Genomic DNA, 15,417 nt, shown 5'->3' with positions numbered 1-15,417 from the left:
TCGAGCATGGAGTCGTACGCCAAGGGGCCGACGGATCAACCGCTGCTCGAGGAGACCATCGGGGCCTGCCTCGACCGCGTCGCGGCGAGGCATGCGGACCGCGAAGCGCTGGTGGAGTGCAGCACGGGCAGGCGCTGGACCTACTCCGCGCTGGTCGAGGAGGTCGACGCGTGCGCGCTCGGCCTCCACGAGCAGGGCGTGCGGCGCGGTGACCGGGTCGGCATCTGGGCGCCGAACTGCGCTGAGTGGGCCTTCGTCCAGTTCGCCACCGCCAAGCTCGGCGCGATCCTCGTCAACATCAACCCGGCGTACCGCACCCACGAGCTGGCGTACGTGCTCGACCAGTCGGGCATCTCGGTGCTCGTGGCCGCGCCGGACTTCAAGACCAGCGACTACCGCGCCATGGTGGCCGAGGTCGAGGACGAGCGTCCGGCGCTGCGGACCACCGTGTTCCTCGGCAGCCCGGAGTGGGAGGCGCTCATGGCGTCCGGCCGGGCCGGGGACCGCGCCGTCCTCGCCGACCTGGCCGGTGAGCTCGCTGCCGACGACCCGATCAACATCCAGTACACGTCGGGCACCACAGGCTTCCCCAAGGGCGCGACGCTGAGCCACCGCAACCTGCTCAACAACGGGTACTTCGTGGGCGAGGGCTGCGGCTACACCGAGCACGACCGCGTCTGCATCCCGGTTCCCTACTACCACTGCTTCGGCATGGGGATGGGCAACCTCGGGGCCGTGACGCACGGGGCTGCCATGGTGCTGCCGTCGCCCGGCTTCGACCCGGCGCTCACGCTGCGGGCCGTGCAGGACGAGCGCTGCACCTCGCTCTACGGCGTGCCCACGATGTTCATCGCCGAGCTCAACCTGCCCGACTTCGGCTCCTACGACCTGTCGAGCCTGCGCACCGGGATCATGGCTGGATCGCCGTGCCCGGTCGAGGTGATGAAGCGCGTCGTCGCCGACATGGGCATGACCGAGGTGACGATCTGCTACGGCATGACCGAGACGTCGCCGGTGAGCACTCAGACCGGTGCGGACGACGACCTCGACCGCCGCACGTCCACGGTCGGCCGGGTGCACCCGCACCTCGAGATCAAGGTGGTCGACCCTGTCGACGGACGCACGGTGGAGCGCGGCGAGACCGGGGAGTTCTGCACCCGCGGCTACTCGGTGATGCGCGGCTACTGGGAGGAGCCGGACAAGACGGCGGAGGCGATCGACGCCGACGGCTGGATGCACACGGGCGACCTCGCCGTCATGGACGAGCACGGCTACGTCAACATCGTGGGACGCATCAAGGACATGGTGATCCGCGGCGGCGAGAACGTGTACCCGCGCGAGATCGAGGAGTTCCTCTACACGCACCCGGACATCGTCGACGCCCAGGTGATCGGGGTGCCGGACGACAAGTACGGCGAGGAGCTCATGGCCTGGGTCCGCCTCCGCCCGGGTGTCGAGACGCTGTCGGCCGAGTCGCTGCGCGAGTACTGCCAGGGCCGGCTGGCCCACTACAAGATCCCGCGCTACGTGAAGGTCGTCGACGAGTTCCCGATGACGGTCACCGGCAAGATCCGCAAGGTCGAGATGCGGGAGGACTCGATCGCCGAGCTCGGCCTCGGCGACGTCGCGCGCCGGCGATTCGCCTGACGAGGTCGGGGAGCCGCGTTCGCGGCGACAGGTGAGCGAGGGTCAGCGGCGCAGGACGGCAACGCCCAGCGGGGGGAGCGCCAGCCCGTCGGGCCCGACCGACGCCGTGCCGGCGGGCCAGTCGAGCTCGATCGAGCGCGCCCCCTCGGCCGGGACGGTGACGGGCTCGTCGGACAGGTTGGCGACGGTGGCCCAGCCCCGGCGCCGCACGGAGAACCACCGGGCTCTGCCCTCGGCGTCCTCGGACCACCCGCAGTGCAGTCCGTCGGGTGCGCCCCGCCGCTGGGACGACGCATCGTGCGCGGAGGCGGACGCCGATCCGGGTCCGTCGGGCGCCGAGCGCAGGGCGATCAGCGCGCGGTACCAGTCGAGCAGTCGCGCGTGCTCACCGGTGAGCCGCTCCTCCCGCGCGAGAACGGAGCGGTCGCGGGTGGCGGGGTCCTGGGGGTCGGGGACGGCGGCCGGGTCCCAGCCGTGGTCGCTGAACTCCCCGCGCCGTCCCTCCGTGACCGCCCGCGCCAGCTCGGGGTCGGTGAACGAGGAGAAGAAGCACCACGGTGTCGTGGCTCCCCACTCCTCGCCCATGAAGAGCATCGGCGTGTACGGCAGCGTGAGCAGGAGGGCCGCGCCGATGGCCGCCCGGTCGATGCCCGCGAGCCGCACCAGCCGCTCCCCGGCGGCGCGGTTGCCCACCTGGTCGTGCGTCTGGAGCGCGACGACGAGCCGCCAGGGGTCGGTGGCCGACCAGTCGACGGGTCGTCCGTGGGAACGGCCGCGGAACGTCGACCACCTGCCGTCGTGCAGGAACCCGCGCTCCAGCGTGTGCGCGACGGACGCGCAGGAGCCGAAGTCCGCGTAGTAGCCCGAGGTCTCGCCGGTGAGCAGCCAGTGCAGCGCGTGGTGCACGTCGTCGTCCCACTGCGCGGTCATGCCGACGCCGCCACGCGACGGCGGGGCGACGGTCCGGACGTCGTTGCGGTCCGTCTCGGCGACGAGGGTCAGCGGTCGGCCCAGCTCGACGGACAGGCGCGCGACGGCCTCGCCCAGCTCCTCGAGGAAGGTCAGCGCTCGGTGGTCCCGGAGCTCGTGGACGGCGTCGAGGCGCAGGCCGTCGAGGTGGTAGTCGCGCAGCCAGCCGCAGGCGCTGTCGACCAGGATCCCGCGCACGTCGTCAGATCCGCGGTCGTCGAGGTTGACCGCAGGACCCCAGGGCGTGGTGTGCGCGTCGGTGAAGAACGGCCCGAACGCCGACCAGTAGTTGCCGCTCGGCCCGAGATGGTTGTGCACCACGTCGAGCAGCACGGCCAGGCCTCGCGCGTGCGCCGCGTCGACGAAGCGGGCGAGGGCCTCCGGGCCCCCGTAGTGGGCGTGGACGGCGTCGAGGGCGACCCCGTCGTAGCCCCAGCCCCACGGCCCCTCGAACGCGGCGAGGGGGAGGAGCTCGACGTGGGTGATCCCCAGCGCGGCCAGGTCGTCGAGCAGGTCGATCGCCGCGTCGAGGGTGCCGTCGGGGGTCGCAGTGCCGACGTGCAGCTCGTACACGACCGCGCCGTCGGCGAGGTCGCGACCGCGCCACCCGTCGTCGGTCCAGGGGAGCGCAGCCACGTCCACGACCCGGGCAGGGCCGTGCACCCCGTGGGGGAGGAACCGGGCCCGCGGGTCGGGAACGGTGGATCCGTCCACCTCCAGCAGGTACTCGGCGCCCGGGCGCCACCAGGCCTCCCCGCCGCCGTACCAGCCGGGGCGCTCGGGCAGCGGCCGCAGCTCGTCGGGCTCCCGGCCGTCGGGCAGCGCCCGCAGCCGGGTCGCGCGCGGCGCCCACACCTGGAGCGGGGGCGGCACGCTCATCGGACCCGCTCCAGCAGGGTCACCGGCCAGTCGCGGTGCAGGTCCGCCACGGGGACGCCGGCCCCGCCGGCGCACGTGTGCTCGCGCCCGGTGAGGAGGTCGTGCCACGTCCCGTCGGGCAGGGCGGCCGTGGTCGCGCGGTCCCACCCGCCGGCAGCCGCCAGCCTCAGCGCCAACCTGGTCGCGGTGACGGCGAGGCCGCCCCCGCGGACGAACCCGACCGCGTGCTCGGCCCGCTCCCCCTCGAAGCCGACGGGGGTGTGCTCGGCGTCGGCGCCGACCAGCTCCGGGTGGTCGCGCCGGGCGCGCAGCCCGAGCGCCGTGAGCCGCAGCTTCGCGGCGTCGAGGTCCTCGTAGGGGTCCGGGACGGCCGAGAGCGCGCGGGCGAGCAGCGCCGACAGGTGCGCGTCGTCGGGTGGCTCCCGGTTGTCGGGGTCCACGAGCCGGAGGCTCACCGTCTCGCAGCCCTGGTAGACGTCGGGCACGCCCGGGGCGAGCAGGTGCACCGCCCGCTGACCGAGCACGTTCGCGACGAAGCCGGGATGCAGGGTGTCCACGAGCTGCCGGGCCACGGTCATGATGGCGGGGTCGGACAGGAACTCGTGCACGGATCGGGTGAGCCCGGCCTCGTACTCCTCGTCGGGGTGCGTCCAGGAGGTCCGGAGCTTGGCCTCACGCGTCGCCTTCACCAGGTACGCGGCGAGGCGCTCGGGGCCGATCGGCCAGGCGCCCACGAGCGTCTGCCACAGCAGCCAGCCCGTGGCGCCGTCGAGCTCGCCGTCCGGCGCGGTGAGGCCCCCGCTCTGCTCCCGCCACGAGCGCATCGCCTCGACCCACTGGTCCGGCACCTCGCTCAGCGCCGCGAGCCGGGCCCGGACGTCCTCGCTGCGCTTGGTGTCGTGCGTGGACAGGGCGTTCATGGCGCCGGGCCAGCGCGCCTGGCGAGCGGTGGCCCAGGCGTGGAACTCCTCCGGGCTGACGCCGAACCGGTCGGGCTCCCCGCCCACCTCGTCGAGCGCGGAGAGCGGGAACCAGCGGTAGAACGCGGTGTCCTCGACGCCCTTGGCCACGGCCGGCCCGGTCGTCTGCTGGAAGCGGCGGCAGAACTCGTCCTTGCGGTCGCCGCGGCCCCGCCGGCCCAGCGCGAGGTCTCGGAGCAGGGCGATCTCGGGGCCGCGCTCCGGGCGGGCCCGGGTCGCGCGCTCGGCCGTGGCCTCGAGGATGCGCACCGACTCCTCGGTGGGCGGCTCTCCCGGCACGACGTACGCCCGGTAGACGGGGATCGCGACGAGCAGCTCCACCAGGGCCTCGGTCAGCCCCCGCCGCGAGAAGTCGCGCAGCCTCACCTCGGACTGGCACACGTCGTAGGCGACGGCGGCGAGCCGGTCCACCTCGGGCGAGAGCATCTCGCCGAGGACGTCGCGACGCGCCTGCTCCTGCGCCTGCTCCCAGCTCAGGCTCGCGGGGTGGCCCGGCGTCGCCAGCTCGGCGAGCGCCCCGACCAGCACCGGTGCCCCCTCGGGATCGACGAACAACCCGCAGATGCGCAGCAGCGCGTCGTAGCCGGTGGTGCCGGCGCAGGCCCAGTCGTCGGGAAGGGCCTCGTCGCCCTCGAGGATCTTCTCGACCACGACCCAGGCGCCGCCGCTCGCCTCGTGAAGGCTGCGCAGGTAGGCGCGGGGGTCGGCGAGCCCGTCGGGGTGGTCGATCCGGAACCCCGACACGACGCCGTCCCTCAGCAGCCGCAGCAGGACGCCGTGGCTGGCGTCGAAGACCTCGGGCTCCTCCACCCGGAACCCGAGGAGGGTGTCGACGTCGAAGAAGCGGCGGTAGTTCAGCTCGTCGCCGGCCGCGCGCCAGTAGGCCAGCCGGTAGTGCTGCTCGGCGAGGAGCTGCTCGAGGTCGAGGTCCTCGGTGCCCGTCCTCACCGGCAGCACGTGGTCGTAGTAGCGGACCACGGGCCGGCCGTCCGGGCCGCCCTGCGGCTCCAGGACGATCTCGCCGGCGTCGAGGCAGTCCCCGATGCGCCGGCCGAGGATGGGCAGCAACACGGGCTGGTCGAGCGACCAGTCGACGTCGAACCAGCCGGCGTGCGCCGAGTCCGCGCCGTCGCGCAGCACCGACCAGAACGCGGCGTTGAGGTGCTCGGGCACCGGCAGCGCCATGTGGTTGGGGACGACGTCGACCACGACGCCGATGCCGTGGTCGCGCAGCGCCGCGGCCGCCCGCAGCAGCTCCGGCTCCCCGCCGAGCTCGTAGTTCACGTGGCCGTGGTCGACGACGTCGTAGCCGTGCGTGGATCCCGGCGTCGCCTGCAGGATCGGGGACAGGTAGGCGTGGCCCACGCCGAGCTCGCGCAGGTAGCCGGCCCGTTCGCCGAGGGCGGCGAACCCCCGCTCGGGGGTCAGCTGCACCCGGTAGGTCGACGTCGGCGGCCTCACCGCGGTTCGCCCCCGACTCGGGCGGCGTCCCGGACGCGTGTCGTCGGACTCATGAGCGCTTGCGCAGCACGACGACGCTGTGGCTGGTCAGGTCGACCACCTGCCCGGGCCGCAGCACCGGGTCGGCCTGGTCGCCCACGGGCGGGGTGGCCGCGGTTTCCGCGGTGTCCAGCTCGATGTGCCAGGAGCTGCCGAACGACGCCTCGGGCAGGGTGAAGGGCACGTCCCCGGAGTGGGCGTTCATGAGCAGGAGGAAGGAGTCCCCGGAGACCGGCTCCCCCCGCTCGTCGATCTCGTCCATCGCCTCACCATTGAGGAAGACGCCCAGGGTCCGGGCGAACCCGTTGGTCCAGTCCGACTCGTCCATCTGCCGGCCGTCCGGCCTCAGCCAGGCGATCTCGTGCTGACCGGCGGCCCGCACGTCGTGACCCTGGAAGAACCTCCGTCGCCGGAACACCGGGTTGTCCCGGCGCAGCTGCGCCACCGACTCGACGAAGCCCATGAGGCTCGCGCCGTCCTTCGTCGGGTGCCAGTCGACCCACGACGTCTCGTCGTCGAGGCAGTACACGTTGTTGTTGCCGCCCTGGGTCCGGCCCAGCTCGTCGCCGTGGAGCAGCATCGGCACCCCCTGGCTGAGGAACAGGGTCGCGAGGAAGTTGCGCTGCTGGCGTGCGCGGAGCCGGTTGACCCCGGTCTTGCGCGTGGGGCCCTCGACGCCGCAGTTCCACGACCTGTTGTTGCTCTCCCCGTCGGCGTTGCCCTCGCCGTTGGCGTCGTTGTGCTTCTCGTTGTAGGACACCAGGTCCCGCAGCGTGAACCCGTCGTGCGCCGTCACGAAGTTGATCGACGCGATCGGACGACGTCCGCTGCTCTCGTAGAGGTCCGAGGAGCCGGTGAGGCGCGAGGCGAACTCCGGCATGGTCGCGGGCTCGCCGCGCCAGAAGTCCCGGACGGTGTCGCGATAGTGGCCGTTCCACTCGGTCCACAGGGGCGGGAACCCCCCGACCTGGTAGCCGCCCTCGCCGAGGTCCCACGGCTCGGCGATGAGCTTCACCTGCGACACGATCGGGTCCTGGTGGACCAGGTCGAAGAACGCGCTGAGCCGGTCCACCTCGTGGAACTGCCGCGCCAGCGTCGCCGCGAGGTCGAACCGGAACCCGTCCACGTGCATCTCGGTGACCCAGTAGCGCATCGAGTCCATGATCAGCTGGAGGACGTGGGGGCTGCCCATGAGCAGCGAGTTCCCGGTCCCTGTCGTGTCGTAGTAGTGACGTGGGTCGTCGTGGACCAGTCGGTAGTACGCGGCGTTGTCGATGCCCCGCAGCGACAGTGTGGGCCCGAGATGGTTCCCCTCCGCGGTGTGGTTGTAGACGACGTCGAGGATCACCTCGAGTCCTGCGCGGTGCAGGTCGCGCACCATCGACTTGAACTCCGAGACCTGCTGGCCGTCGGTCCCGCTGGCGCTGTAGAAGGCGTGCGGCGCGAGGAAGCCCAGGGTGTTGTAGCCCCAGTAGTTCGACCGGCCACGCTGCACCAGGTGGTGGTCGTGGATGAAGTGGTGCACCGGCATCAGCTCCACCGCCGTGATGCCGAGGCGCTTGTAGTGCTCGAGCATCACCGGGTGCGCGACCCCGGCGTACGTCCCGCGGATCTCCGGTGGGATCCGGGGATGGCGCGCCGTGAGGCCCTTCACGTGCGCCTCGTAGATCACGGTCTCGTGGTACGGCGTCCGCGGCGACCGGTCGTCGGCCCAGTCGAAGAACGGGTTGATCACCACGGCCTTGGGGACGTGCGGGCCCGAGTCCAGGTCGTTGCGGGCGTCGTGGTCGGCCCACCTGTAGCCGAAGCACGACTCGTCCCAGTCCACCCGCCCGTCGATGGCCTTCGCGTAGGGGTCCAGGAGCACCTTGGCCGGGTTGCACCGGTGCCCGGCCCCGGGGTCGTAAGGACCGTGCACCCGCCAGCCGTACCGCTGGCCGGGGAGGATCCCGGGCAGGTAGGCGTGCCACACGTCCGCGTCGCGCTCCCGGAGCGGAACCCTGGTCTCCGTGCCGTCGGCCGCGAACAGGCACAGCTCGACCCGGTCGGCCACCGACGAGAAGAGCGCGAAGTTCGTCCCGCTCCCGTCGTAGGTCGCCCCGAGGGGGTAAGCGGACCCGGGCCACACCTGCATGAACGTCCTCTCGTGCCGGGCCGGTGCCCTGGCTGGTCGGGTCCCATCCTGTCGGTCGTCGGTTCCTGCGCCCACCCTGCCCTGCCGGCGCCGGTCAGGCCCCACGGATGCGCGAGCACGGCCGGCGGGACTCGCGCTCGGCCCTGCTCAGCGGGAACCGGTGCACGGCGGTCCCTGCACGGCGGCGAGCGGCAGCTGCTCCAGCGCGGATCCCCGCACCCGTGATCCAGCGTGACGAGGAGTCCTTGGCCCAGGCCTTCCGGCGAACGCTGGCCGAGCTGGGGATCGACCGCGGCCAGCTCGCACCGGGTCGGCTCGAGGATCGGGACCGGCTTCGCATGCTCTGGGGAGGAGGGCAGGACCAGCCGCGACGGATCCTCACGCATCAGCCGAGGCGCGACGTCGAGGCAGGTGGGCCGCCCGGGGATCGAACCCGGAACCCGCGGATTAAAAGTCCGCTGCTCTGCCAGTTGAGCTAACGGCCCGGCACGTGCGGCATCAGCCCGGACATCCCTCCGGAGACGAACCGACCCGTGACGGTCAGATCATGCCAGCAGGCCGTGCCGAGGGATCCGCACGGCGTGCGTCACTGACCGGTGGAGCCCGCCACGACGGCGCCGATGCTGAGCTGGGACACCATCGTCGAGCAGGCCTTCGAGCCCGACGGCAGCGCGACGATGACGGACACCGTGCTCCCGGGCGGGTACACGCGCAGCCCCCGGACGGACACGGCCGCGCATGCCGAGGCGCCGAAGTTCCCGTAGTCGACGGTGCGCAGCAGCGCCGACGCCTTGGCTCCCGGGGCCAGCGTGACGGTGGTCGTCGGCGGCTGGGCGCTGTGCGCCGCGGCAGCGCCCACCTGCGCGCTCGACCCGAAGGCCACGAACGACACTCCCGGGTGGCCGGCGAGCTTGCACGTGCTGGAGCCCTTGTTGGTGAAGATGATCGGCCGGTAGATGCTGCCGGCGGTGCCGTCGGCCGGTCCGAGCGTGAGCGTCAGGTGCGCCACGGTGCACCGGGTGACGGAGACCACCGTCGCCGTCGAGCTGGGCGACGCCGTGACGGTGGCCGTCGCGGTCGCGGTCGCTGTGACGGTGGTCGTGGCCGTCGCGGTGACGGTGGTCGTCGCCGTCGACGTCGCGGTCCCGGAGCAGGCCGTGGTGAGCAGCAGGAGCGGTAGAGCGGCCAGCAGAGCGGTGCGTCGCGGCACGGCGAGCCTCCCGCGGATAGAGGACGGTGCTGCCACTGTGCCACTTCTGGCCGCCGGCCGGGAGGGGCGCGCAGCCGGGCCCCGCGGAAGACGGCGCCTCTAGTGGGCCAGACGTGTAGTGCCCATCACGGTGAGCAGCCTGTCGACGGCGGTGACGGTGGTCACCGCCGTGGCGGGATCCGCGAGTAGGGAAACGTGCCGGCGCGACCGAGCTGCGGCTCAGTCGGTCCACTGCTCGCCGGTGAGCTCCTGGTAGGCGTCCACCGCGGCGTGCGTCGTCGGGAAGAAGCGGTCGTCGCCGACCGTGCGGTGCAGGCCGTAGTCGTGCAGCTTGCTGCGCACCACGTCCTTGAGCTCGGCGAACACGAGGTGGACGCCCACCGTCTCGAGGTCGGGCACGAGGTCCTCGAGCATGTCGCAGGCCGTGGTGTCGACGTCGGTGATCGGCTCCGCCGCGACGACGACCCACGAGGGGCGCGGGTCGCGGCGTACGGCGGCGACGACGGTCTCGCGGAAGGTCCCGGCGTTGGCGAAGATGAGCGGCGCGTCGAAGCGGATCACCACGCAACCGGGGAGGCGCTGCGCGTCCGGGTACATGCGCACGTCGTGCAGTCCGCGGGTGCCGGGCGATCGGCCCAGCTCCGTGCGGTAGGGCATCCAGATGCGCCGGAAGACGTTGGCCACCGAGAGCGCGATCGCGAGCACGATGCCCGGCAGCACCCCGAGCAGCGCGACGCCGAGGAACGCGGACATGCTCAGCCAGAAGTCGGTCTTGCGCTGGTGGTAGAGGCGCACCGTCGCGGGCACGTCGGCGAGCGAGAGGGCCGCGGCGATGACGATGGCGCCGAGCGTGGGCTGCGGCAGCGGCGCGAGCAGCCCGGGGGCGACCACGAGCATCAGCGCGATCATCACGGCGCCCACGAGGCCGGAGACCTGGCTGCGCGAGCCGGCCTGCTCCGCCACGGCCGTGCGCGAGGCGCTGGTGCTCACCGGGAAGCCCTGGAACAGCCCGGCCGCGATGTTGGCGACGCCGATCCCGACCATCTCGCGGTCGCCGTCCACCACCGCCCCCTGACGGTCGGCGAACGAGGTCGCGGTGGAGATCGTGTCGGCCAGCGCCACCAGCGCGATGCTCACGCCGCCGACGACGAGCACGCCGAGGTCGGTCATGCCCACGCGGGGCACCGTGAAGGCCGGCAGCCCCTCCGGCAGCACGCCGATCGTGCTCACGCCGCGCCCCGCAAGGTCGGCGACGACGCTCACCAGCATCGCGAGCAGGGCGGCGACGAGCACCGAGGGCACCTTCGGCAGCCACCGGTTGAGCACCAGCAGCACCGCGAGGGAGAGCAGCCCGATCCCCGCCGCCGCGGCGACCACCGCGCCGTCGGCCAGTGCGACGGCGACGGCGCGCACCTCGCCGAGGAAGGTGTCGGCGTCCACCGAGAAGCCGAGCAGCTTGGGCAGCTGGCCCACCACGATCGTGAGCGCGAGCCCGTTCATGTAGCCGCGGATCGTCGGCTTGGACAGCAGGTCGGCCACGAAGCCGAGCCGGCCGAGCCCCGCGCCGAGCATGACGACGCCGGTGATCACGGCGAGCGCCGAGGCGAGCACCACCGCCCGCGCCGGGTCGCCGCCCGCGGCCTGAAGCGGCAGGATCGTCGCGGCGATCATCGGGCCCAGGGCGGAGTCGGGGCCGAGCACCAGCACCCGCGAGGTGCCCACCGCGGCATAGCCGAGCAGGCACAGGACCGACGTGTACAGGCCGGTCACGGCCGGGAGGCCGGCCAGCTCGGCGTAGGCCATGCCCTGCGGCACGAGCAGGGCGGAGAGCACCAGCCCCGCGACGACGTCGCGGCCCGCGTAGCCCGCCTGGTAGCCGCGCAGCGAGGGCGCCAGCCAGCGCGGCCGCTCCTGCGGCGAGTCCAGGTCGGCGATCGACACCGCGGCCTCCGCTCGCACCGGCCGGCAGCCACCGGGGCCACCGCCGCGGCCCGCGGCGCGACGTCGTCGGGTCGCGGGCTCCCGACGCGCGCACGCTACCGCCGGCGGCCCCGACGACGCCCGCCGCGACGCGTGGCCCTCAGCCCCGCCGGCCGGGACCGCACGGAACTGCCGCAGGCCGTGGAGACCGGCCGGCGGATCCGTGCTCCCGGGCGGCGACGCGGGGGAGCGACGGGGTCAGGCCAGGTCGGCGAGGGGGGCGTCGGGGTCGGCGAGCCGGTCGAGGTCGATCGGGTGGTCCGCGGCGATGAGCGCCTTGATGTCGTCGACGACGTCCCACACGTTGACGTTCATGCCGGCGAGCACGTGCCCGTCCTTCACCCAGAACGCGACGAACTCGCGCGCACCGAGGTCGCCCCGCACCACCACGCGGTCGTAGCCGCCGGGCTCGGCGTAGCCGGTGTACTCCATGCCGAGGTCGTACTGGTCGGTGTAGAAGTACGGCTGCCGCTCGTAGGCGGCCTTCTCGCCCACGATGTCGGCTGCGGCCACCCCGGGCTGGTTGAGCGCGTTGGCCCAGTGCTCCACGCGCAGCCGGCGGCCCAGCACCGGGTGCCAGGCGTTGGCGACGTCGCCCACCGCGTACACCGCGGGGTCGCTCGTGCGCAGCCGCTCGTCGACCACGATCCCGTTGTCGACCTCGAGGCCCGCGGCCTGCGCGAGCCCGACGTTGGGCGTGATCCCCACACCCACGAGCACCGCCTCGGCCGCCAGCTCCGTCCCGTCGGCCAGGCGCACCGCCACCACGCGCCCGTCGTCGCCGACGAACGAGTCGACGCCCACTCCCGTGCGCAGGTCGACGCCGTTCTCGCGGTGCAGGTCGGCGAACACCTGCGCCATCTCCGGGCCGAGCACGCGCTCGAGCGGGAGCGGCATCGTCTCGACGACGGTCACGTCCACCCCCGCCTTGCGGGCGGCGGCCGCTGCCTCGAGACCGATCCACCCGGCACCGACGACGACGATCCGCGCCACCGACTCGAGCACCGAGCGCAGGCGGTCGCTGTCGTCGAGGGTCCGCAGCGCCAGCACGCCCTCGAGGTCGGCCCCCGGCACGTCGAGCGTGCGCGGGCTCGAGCCGGTGGCCAGCACCAGCACGTCGTAGGGGACCTCCTCGCCGCCGCCCAGAAGCACCGCGCGGGACCCGCGGTCGAGCGACTCGGCCCGCACGCCGCGGCGCAGGTCGACGTCGTTCTCGGCGTACCAGTCCTCGGGGTGCACGAACAGGCTGTCGACGCCCTTCTCGCCCTGGAGGTACGCCTTGGACAGGTTGGGGCGCTCGTACGGCAGGTGCCGCTCCTCTGCGAGGATCGTGATCGACCCCGCGAACCCCTTGGCGCGCAACGACTCCGCCGTCTTCGCCGCGGCCAGGCCACCCCCCACCACGACGACCCTCTGCACGTCCGCCATGTCCGTCCTCCCGTCTGGCTGGTCGACCCGCACTACCCGCGCGTCAGGCGCTCACACGCGTCGCGCACGGGATCACCCTGCCCCAGCGCCGGGCTGCCTGCCACCGGCCGCCTCAGGGCACCCAGCGCAGGGCCTGCCCGTCGGTGCGCCCCAGGTCGGCCACGACCAGCAGCGCGGCGCCTTCCGCGGGTTCGAGCCGGACGTCCTCGGGGTCGTCTCCCTCCCACACCACGACGTCGCCGGGGTCGAGCGCGAAGGCACCGTGCACAACGACGCCCTGCTCGACGACGGCCACCCACAGCCGCGCCGACGGTCGCTCGAGCCGGGCCGGCGCCGGCCCCAGCCGGACCGCGCGCAGGTCCACGTCCACGGCGGCGGCGTCGTGGCGCACGCACACGTGGTGGGGTCCGATGCCGGCGCCGTCGGCGGCCACCGACACGCCCACCGGCTCCCGCGCTACGCGCACGTCCCACTGCCACGGCTGGCGCGCGAGGCTGTCCGGGCTGGCGGCCAGCACCACCGAGCCGGCCGCGCCGAGCGTCCGCGCGGCGCCGCGCAGGATCAGCTGCACGGGCGTGCGCCGCCCCGGCTCACGACGTCGCGGACTCGAGGTCGGCGGCGGTGAGCGTGCCCTGCCGCTCCGCCGCGAGCAGGCGGGCCATCACCTTGCGGGCCTTCGCCACCCCGGCGTCCTGCGCGATGAGGACGTCGAACTCGCCCGGCGGCCGGGACTGCATGCCGATCTCCTGGAGCGCCAGGGCGTCGGCGTCCTCCTGGAGAACCACGCGCAGACCCTCGACCAGCTCGTCGGTGGCCCACTGCTGGTCGACGCCGAAGTTGCGCGAGAACGCGTAGAAGTAGTGGCTGTTGTGCGCGTCGATCGGGGTGATGCCGTTCATCACCTTGATGAGGTAGCCCTCCTCGCGCGGGCGCCCCTGCCCGGTGATGCCGGAGTGCAGCACGTGGAAGCTCGGCGCGTGGAACTCCGTGCAGTGGAAGCGGTCCCAGAGCCCCTCGAGCCGCATCGTCGAGGCGTAGAGGGGAGGAGCGGCGACGCCGGGCATCAGGCGGTCGGCCGAGACGACGTCGCCGTCGACGACGACGGTGATCCCGTGCTTGTAGATGTAGTCGTCCCCGACCGTCGAGGTGTGGATGAACGACTCGTGCGTGAGGTCGAGCAGGTTGTCGTGGATCAGCTCGGCGCGGCAGTCGAAGTGGAACGAGTGGGTGACGGTGGCCCACTCCGGGTCGGCCATCCAGTGCGTGTCCGGCACCTTGGCCGTGTCGGCGCGCTCGGCGTCACCGGTCCACACCCACACCCAGCCGTCCTTCTCGACGACGGGGAAGGAGCGCACGACGGTGCGCCGCGGGATGATCTCCTGCGCCGGCACCCGCACGCAGGCACCGTGGCAGTCGAAGGTGAAGCCGTGGTAGCCGCACTCGATGTCGTCGCCCACCAGTCGCCCCGCGGAGAGCGGGTAGGCGCGGTGCGGGCAGCGGTCCTCGAGCACGACGGCACGGCCGTCGAGCGTGCGGTAGAGCACCAGCGGGATCTCGCACACCACGCGGCGGGCCGGCTCCCGCGTGACCTCGGTCGACCACGCGGCGACGTACCAGGCGTTGAGGACGTACACGGCTCTCCCCGGCGGACGGCGGGGCGTCGTCGCGGCCGGCGGCGCGGACGCTGCCCCGCAGGGACGCCGCCGACTGTACGACGCTCAGGCCGAGCGGCGACGGGCCTTCGCCTTCTCCGGCTCCGCCTCGGAGGCCTTCTTCGAGGTGCTCTTGCGGGCGCTGCCCGCCGGGGCCTTGCTCGAGGAGGCGGCGCGCTTGCGCGGGGCGGGCTTGGCAGGCGCGCTCTCCTGGGCCTCGGCCCGGCTGGCCTTCGTGCGCTCCACCGACTCGCGCAGCGCGGCCATGAGGTCCACCACGAGCCCGTCGCCGGTGTCGCCGTCCGAGGCCGGCTCCGGCGCGGTGACGCCCTCGCCCCCGGCCACCTTGGCCTCGATCACCTTCAGCAGCGCCTCGCGGTAGTCGTCCTTGTACTGCGCGGGGTCGAAGTCCGAGGCGAGCGAGTCGACCAGCGACGCCGCCATCGCAAGCTCCTGCTCGCGGATCTCGACGTCGCCCTCGAGCACGCCGAAGTCGGCCGCGCGCACCTCGTCCGGCCAGAGCATCGTCTGCATCACGAGGACGTCGCCCCGCACGCGCAGCGCGGCGAGCTGGGACTTGTTGCGCAGCACCACGCGGACGATCGCGGTGCGATCGGTCTGCTCGAGCGCCTCGCGCAGCAGCACGTAGGGCTTGAGTGCCTTGGACTCGGGCTCGAGGTAGTAGCTGCGGTCGAAGAGCAGCGGGTCGACCTGGTCGCTCGGGACGAACTCGAGCACCTCGATCTCGCGGACGCCGGGCACCGGCAACCCCTCGAAGTCGGCCTCGTCCATCACGACGAGCTGGCCGCTGTCGGTCTCGTAGCCCTTGGCGAGGTCCTTGTACTCCACCGGCTGGCCGTCGATGCTGCAGGTGCGCACCATCTTGATCCGCCCGCCGTCGGCGGCGTGCACCTGGTGGAACCGGACGTCGTGGTCCTCGGTCGCGGCGTACAGCTTGATGGGCACGTTGACCAGCCCGAAGGCGACCGAGCCCTTCCACATCGCTCTCATCGACGGTTCTCCTGACCGGTGGGGAAG

10 protein-coding genes and 1 tRNA gene are annotated in these 15,417 nt (G+C 73.1%); 1 reads left to right on the top strand and 10 read right to left on the bottom strand.

What is annotated here, in order from left to right; genetic code table 11:
• Positions 1–6 precede the first annotated feature (6 nt).
• Positions 7–1,647, top strand: coding sequence for an AMP-binding protein (locus GC157_13030; GenBank protein MBI1378389.1), 1,641 nt, complete (start codon positions 7–9; stop codon positions 1,645–1,647).
• A 42-nt stretch (positions 1,648–1,689) separates the two neighbouring features.
• On the opposite strand, the gene treZ is transcribed toward GC157_13030, so the two are convergent.
• The 10 genes from treZ to GC157_12980 all read right to left on the bottom strand — a co-directional run bounded on the left by treZ (position 1,690) and on the right by GC157_12980 (position 15,390).
• On the bottom strand, positions 1,690–3,495 hold the full coding sequence (treZ, locus tag GC157_13025; protein ID MBI1378388.1) for a malto-oligosyltrehalose trehalohydrolase: 1,806 nt from the start codon (positions 3,493–3,495) through the stop codon (positions 1,690–1,692).
• The gene (gene treY, locus GC157_13020) at positions 3,492–5,936 is read right to left on the bottom strand and encodes a malto-oligosyltrehalose synthase (GenBank protein MBI1378387.1); all 2,445 of its coding nucleotides are present in this window, start codon (positions 5,934–5,936) and stop codon (positions 3,492–3,494) included. Before treY ends, treZ begins: the two co-directional genes overlap by 4 nt.
• Positions 5,937–5,985: 49 nt before the next feature.
• Positions 5,986–8,109: a glycogen debranching protein GlgX gene (gene glgX / locus GC157_13015; protein MBI1378386.1), complete on the bottom strand. Its 2,124-nt coding sequence runs from the start codon at positions 8,107–8,109 to the stop codon at positions 5,986–5,988.
• 412 nt (positions 8,110–8,521) lie between these two features.
• Positions 8,522–8,594 (bottom strand) — tRNA-Lys (locus GC157_13010).
• A 101-nt stretch (positions 8,595–8,695) separates the two neighbouring features.
• Positions 8,696–9,319, bottom strand: a complete 624-nt coding sequence (locus GC157_13005) for a DUF4232 domain-containing protein (GenBank protein MBI1378385.1) — start codon at positions 9,317–9,319, stop codon at positions 8,696–8,698.
• Positions 9,320–9,538: 219 nt separating this feature from the next.
• Positions 9,539–11,260 (bottom strand): sulfate permease, encoded by a 1,722-nt coding sequence (gene sulP, locus GC157_13000; protein MBI1378384.1) that lies wholly within the window; start codon positions 11,258–11,260, stop codon positions 9,539–9,541.
• Between the two features lie 237 nt (positions 11,261–11,497).
• A complete protein-coding gene (locus tag GC157_12995) occupies positions 11,498–12,727 on the bottom strand; it encodes an NAD(P)/FAD-dependent oxidoreductase (GenBank protein ID MBI1378383.1) in 1,230 nt (409 codons plus the stop codon).
• A 112-nt stretch (positions 12,728–12,839) separates the two neighbouring features.
• Entirely contained in the window at positions 12,840–13,298 is a 459-nt protein-coding gene (locus GC157_12990) for a hypothetical protein (protein ID MBI1378382.1), read from the bottom strand.
• Positions 13,299–13,317: 19 nt separating this feature from the next.
• On the bottom strand, positions 13,318–14,361 hold the full coding sequence (locus tag GC157_12985; protein MBI1378381.1) for a Rieske 2Fe-2S domain-containing protein: 1,044 nt from the start codon (positions 14,359–14,361) through the stop codon (positions 13,318–13,320).
• 84 nt (positions 14,362–14,445) lie between these two features.
• Positions 14,446–15,390: a Ku protein gene (locus GC157_12980; GenBank protein ID MBI1378380.1), complete on the bottom strand. Its 945-nt coding sequence runs from the start codon at positions 15,388–15,390 to the stop codon at positions 14,446–14,448.
• Positions 15,391–15,417 lie beyond the last annotated feature (27 nt).

The sequence above is a fragment of the Frankiales bacterium genome (genome assembly GCA_016125335.1).
Classification (GTDB): Bacteria; Actinomycetota; Actinomycetes; order S36-B12; family CAIYMF01; genus Longivirga.
Note: the sequence above shows the minus strand (reverse complement) of the source record. Positions and strands in the feature narration are given on the sequence as shown.

Bases quoted from the DNA above. Each gene is read 5' to 3' on its own strand.
- GC157_13030 (MBI1378389.1), top strand. From the start codon at position 7: ATGGAGTCGTACGCCAAGGGGCCGACGGATCAACCGCTGCTCGAGGAG.
- treZ (MBI1378388.1), bottom strand. From the start codon at position 3,495: ATGAGCGTGCCGCCCCCGCTCCAGGTGTGGGCGCCGCGCGCGACCCGG.
- glgX (MBI1378386.1), bottom strand. From the start codon at position 8,109: ATGCAGGTGTGGCCCGGGTCCGCTTACCCCCTCGGGGCGACCTACGAC.
- GC157_12995 (MBI1378383.1), bottom strand. From the start codon at position 12,727: ATGGCGGACGTGCAGAGGGTCGTCGTGGTGGGGGGTGGCCTGGCCGCG.
- GC157_12980 (MBI1378380.1), bottom strand. From the start codon at position 15,390: ATGAGAGCGATGTGGAAGGGCTCGGTCGCCTTCGGGCTGGTCAACGTG.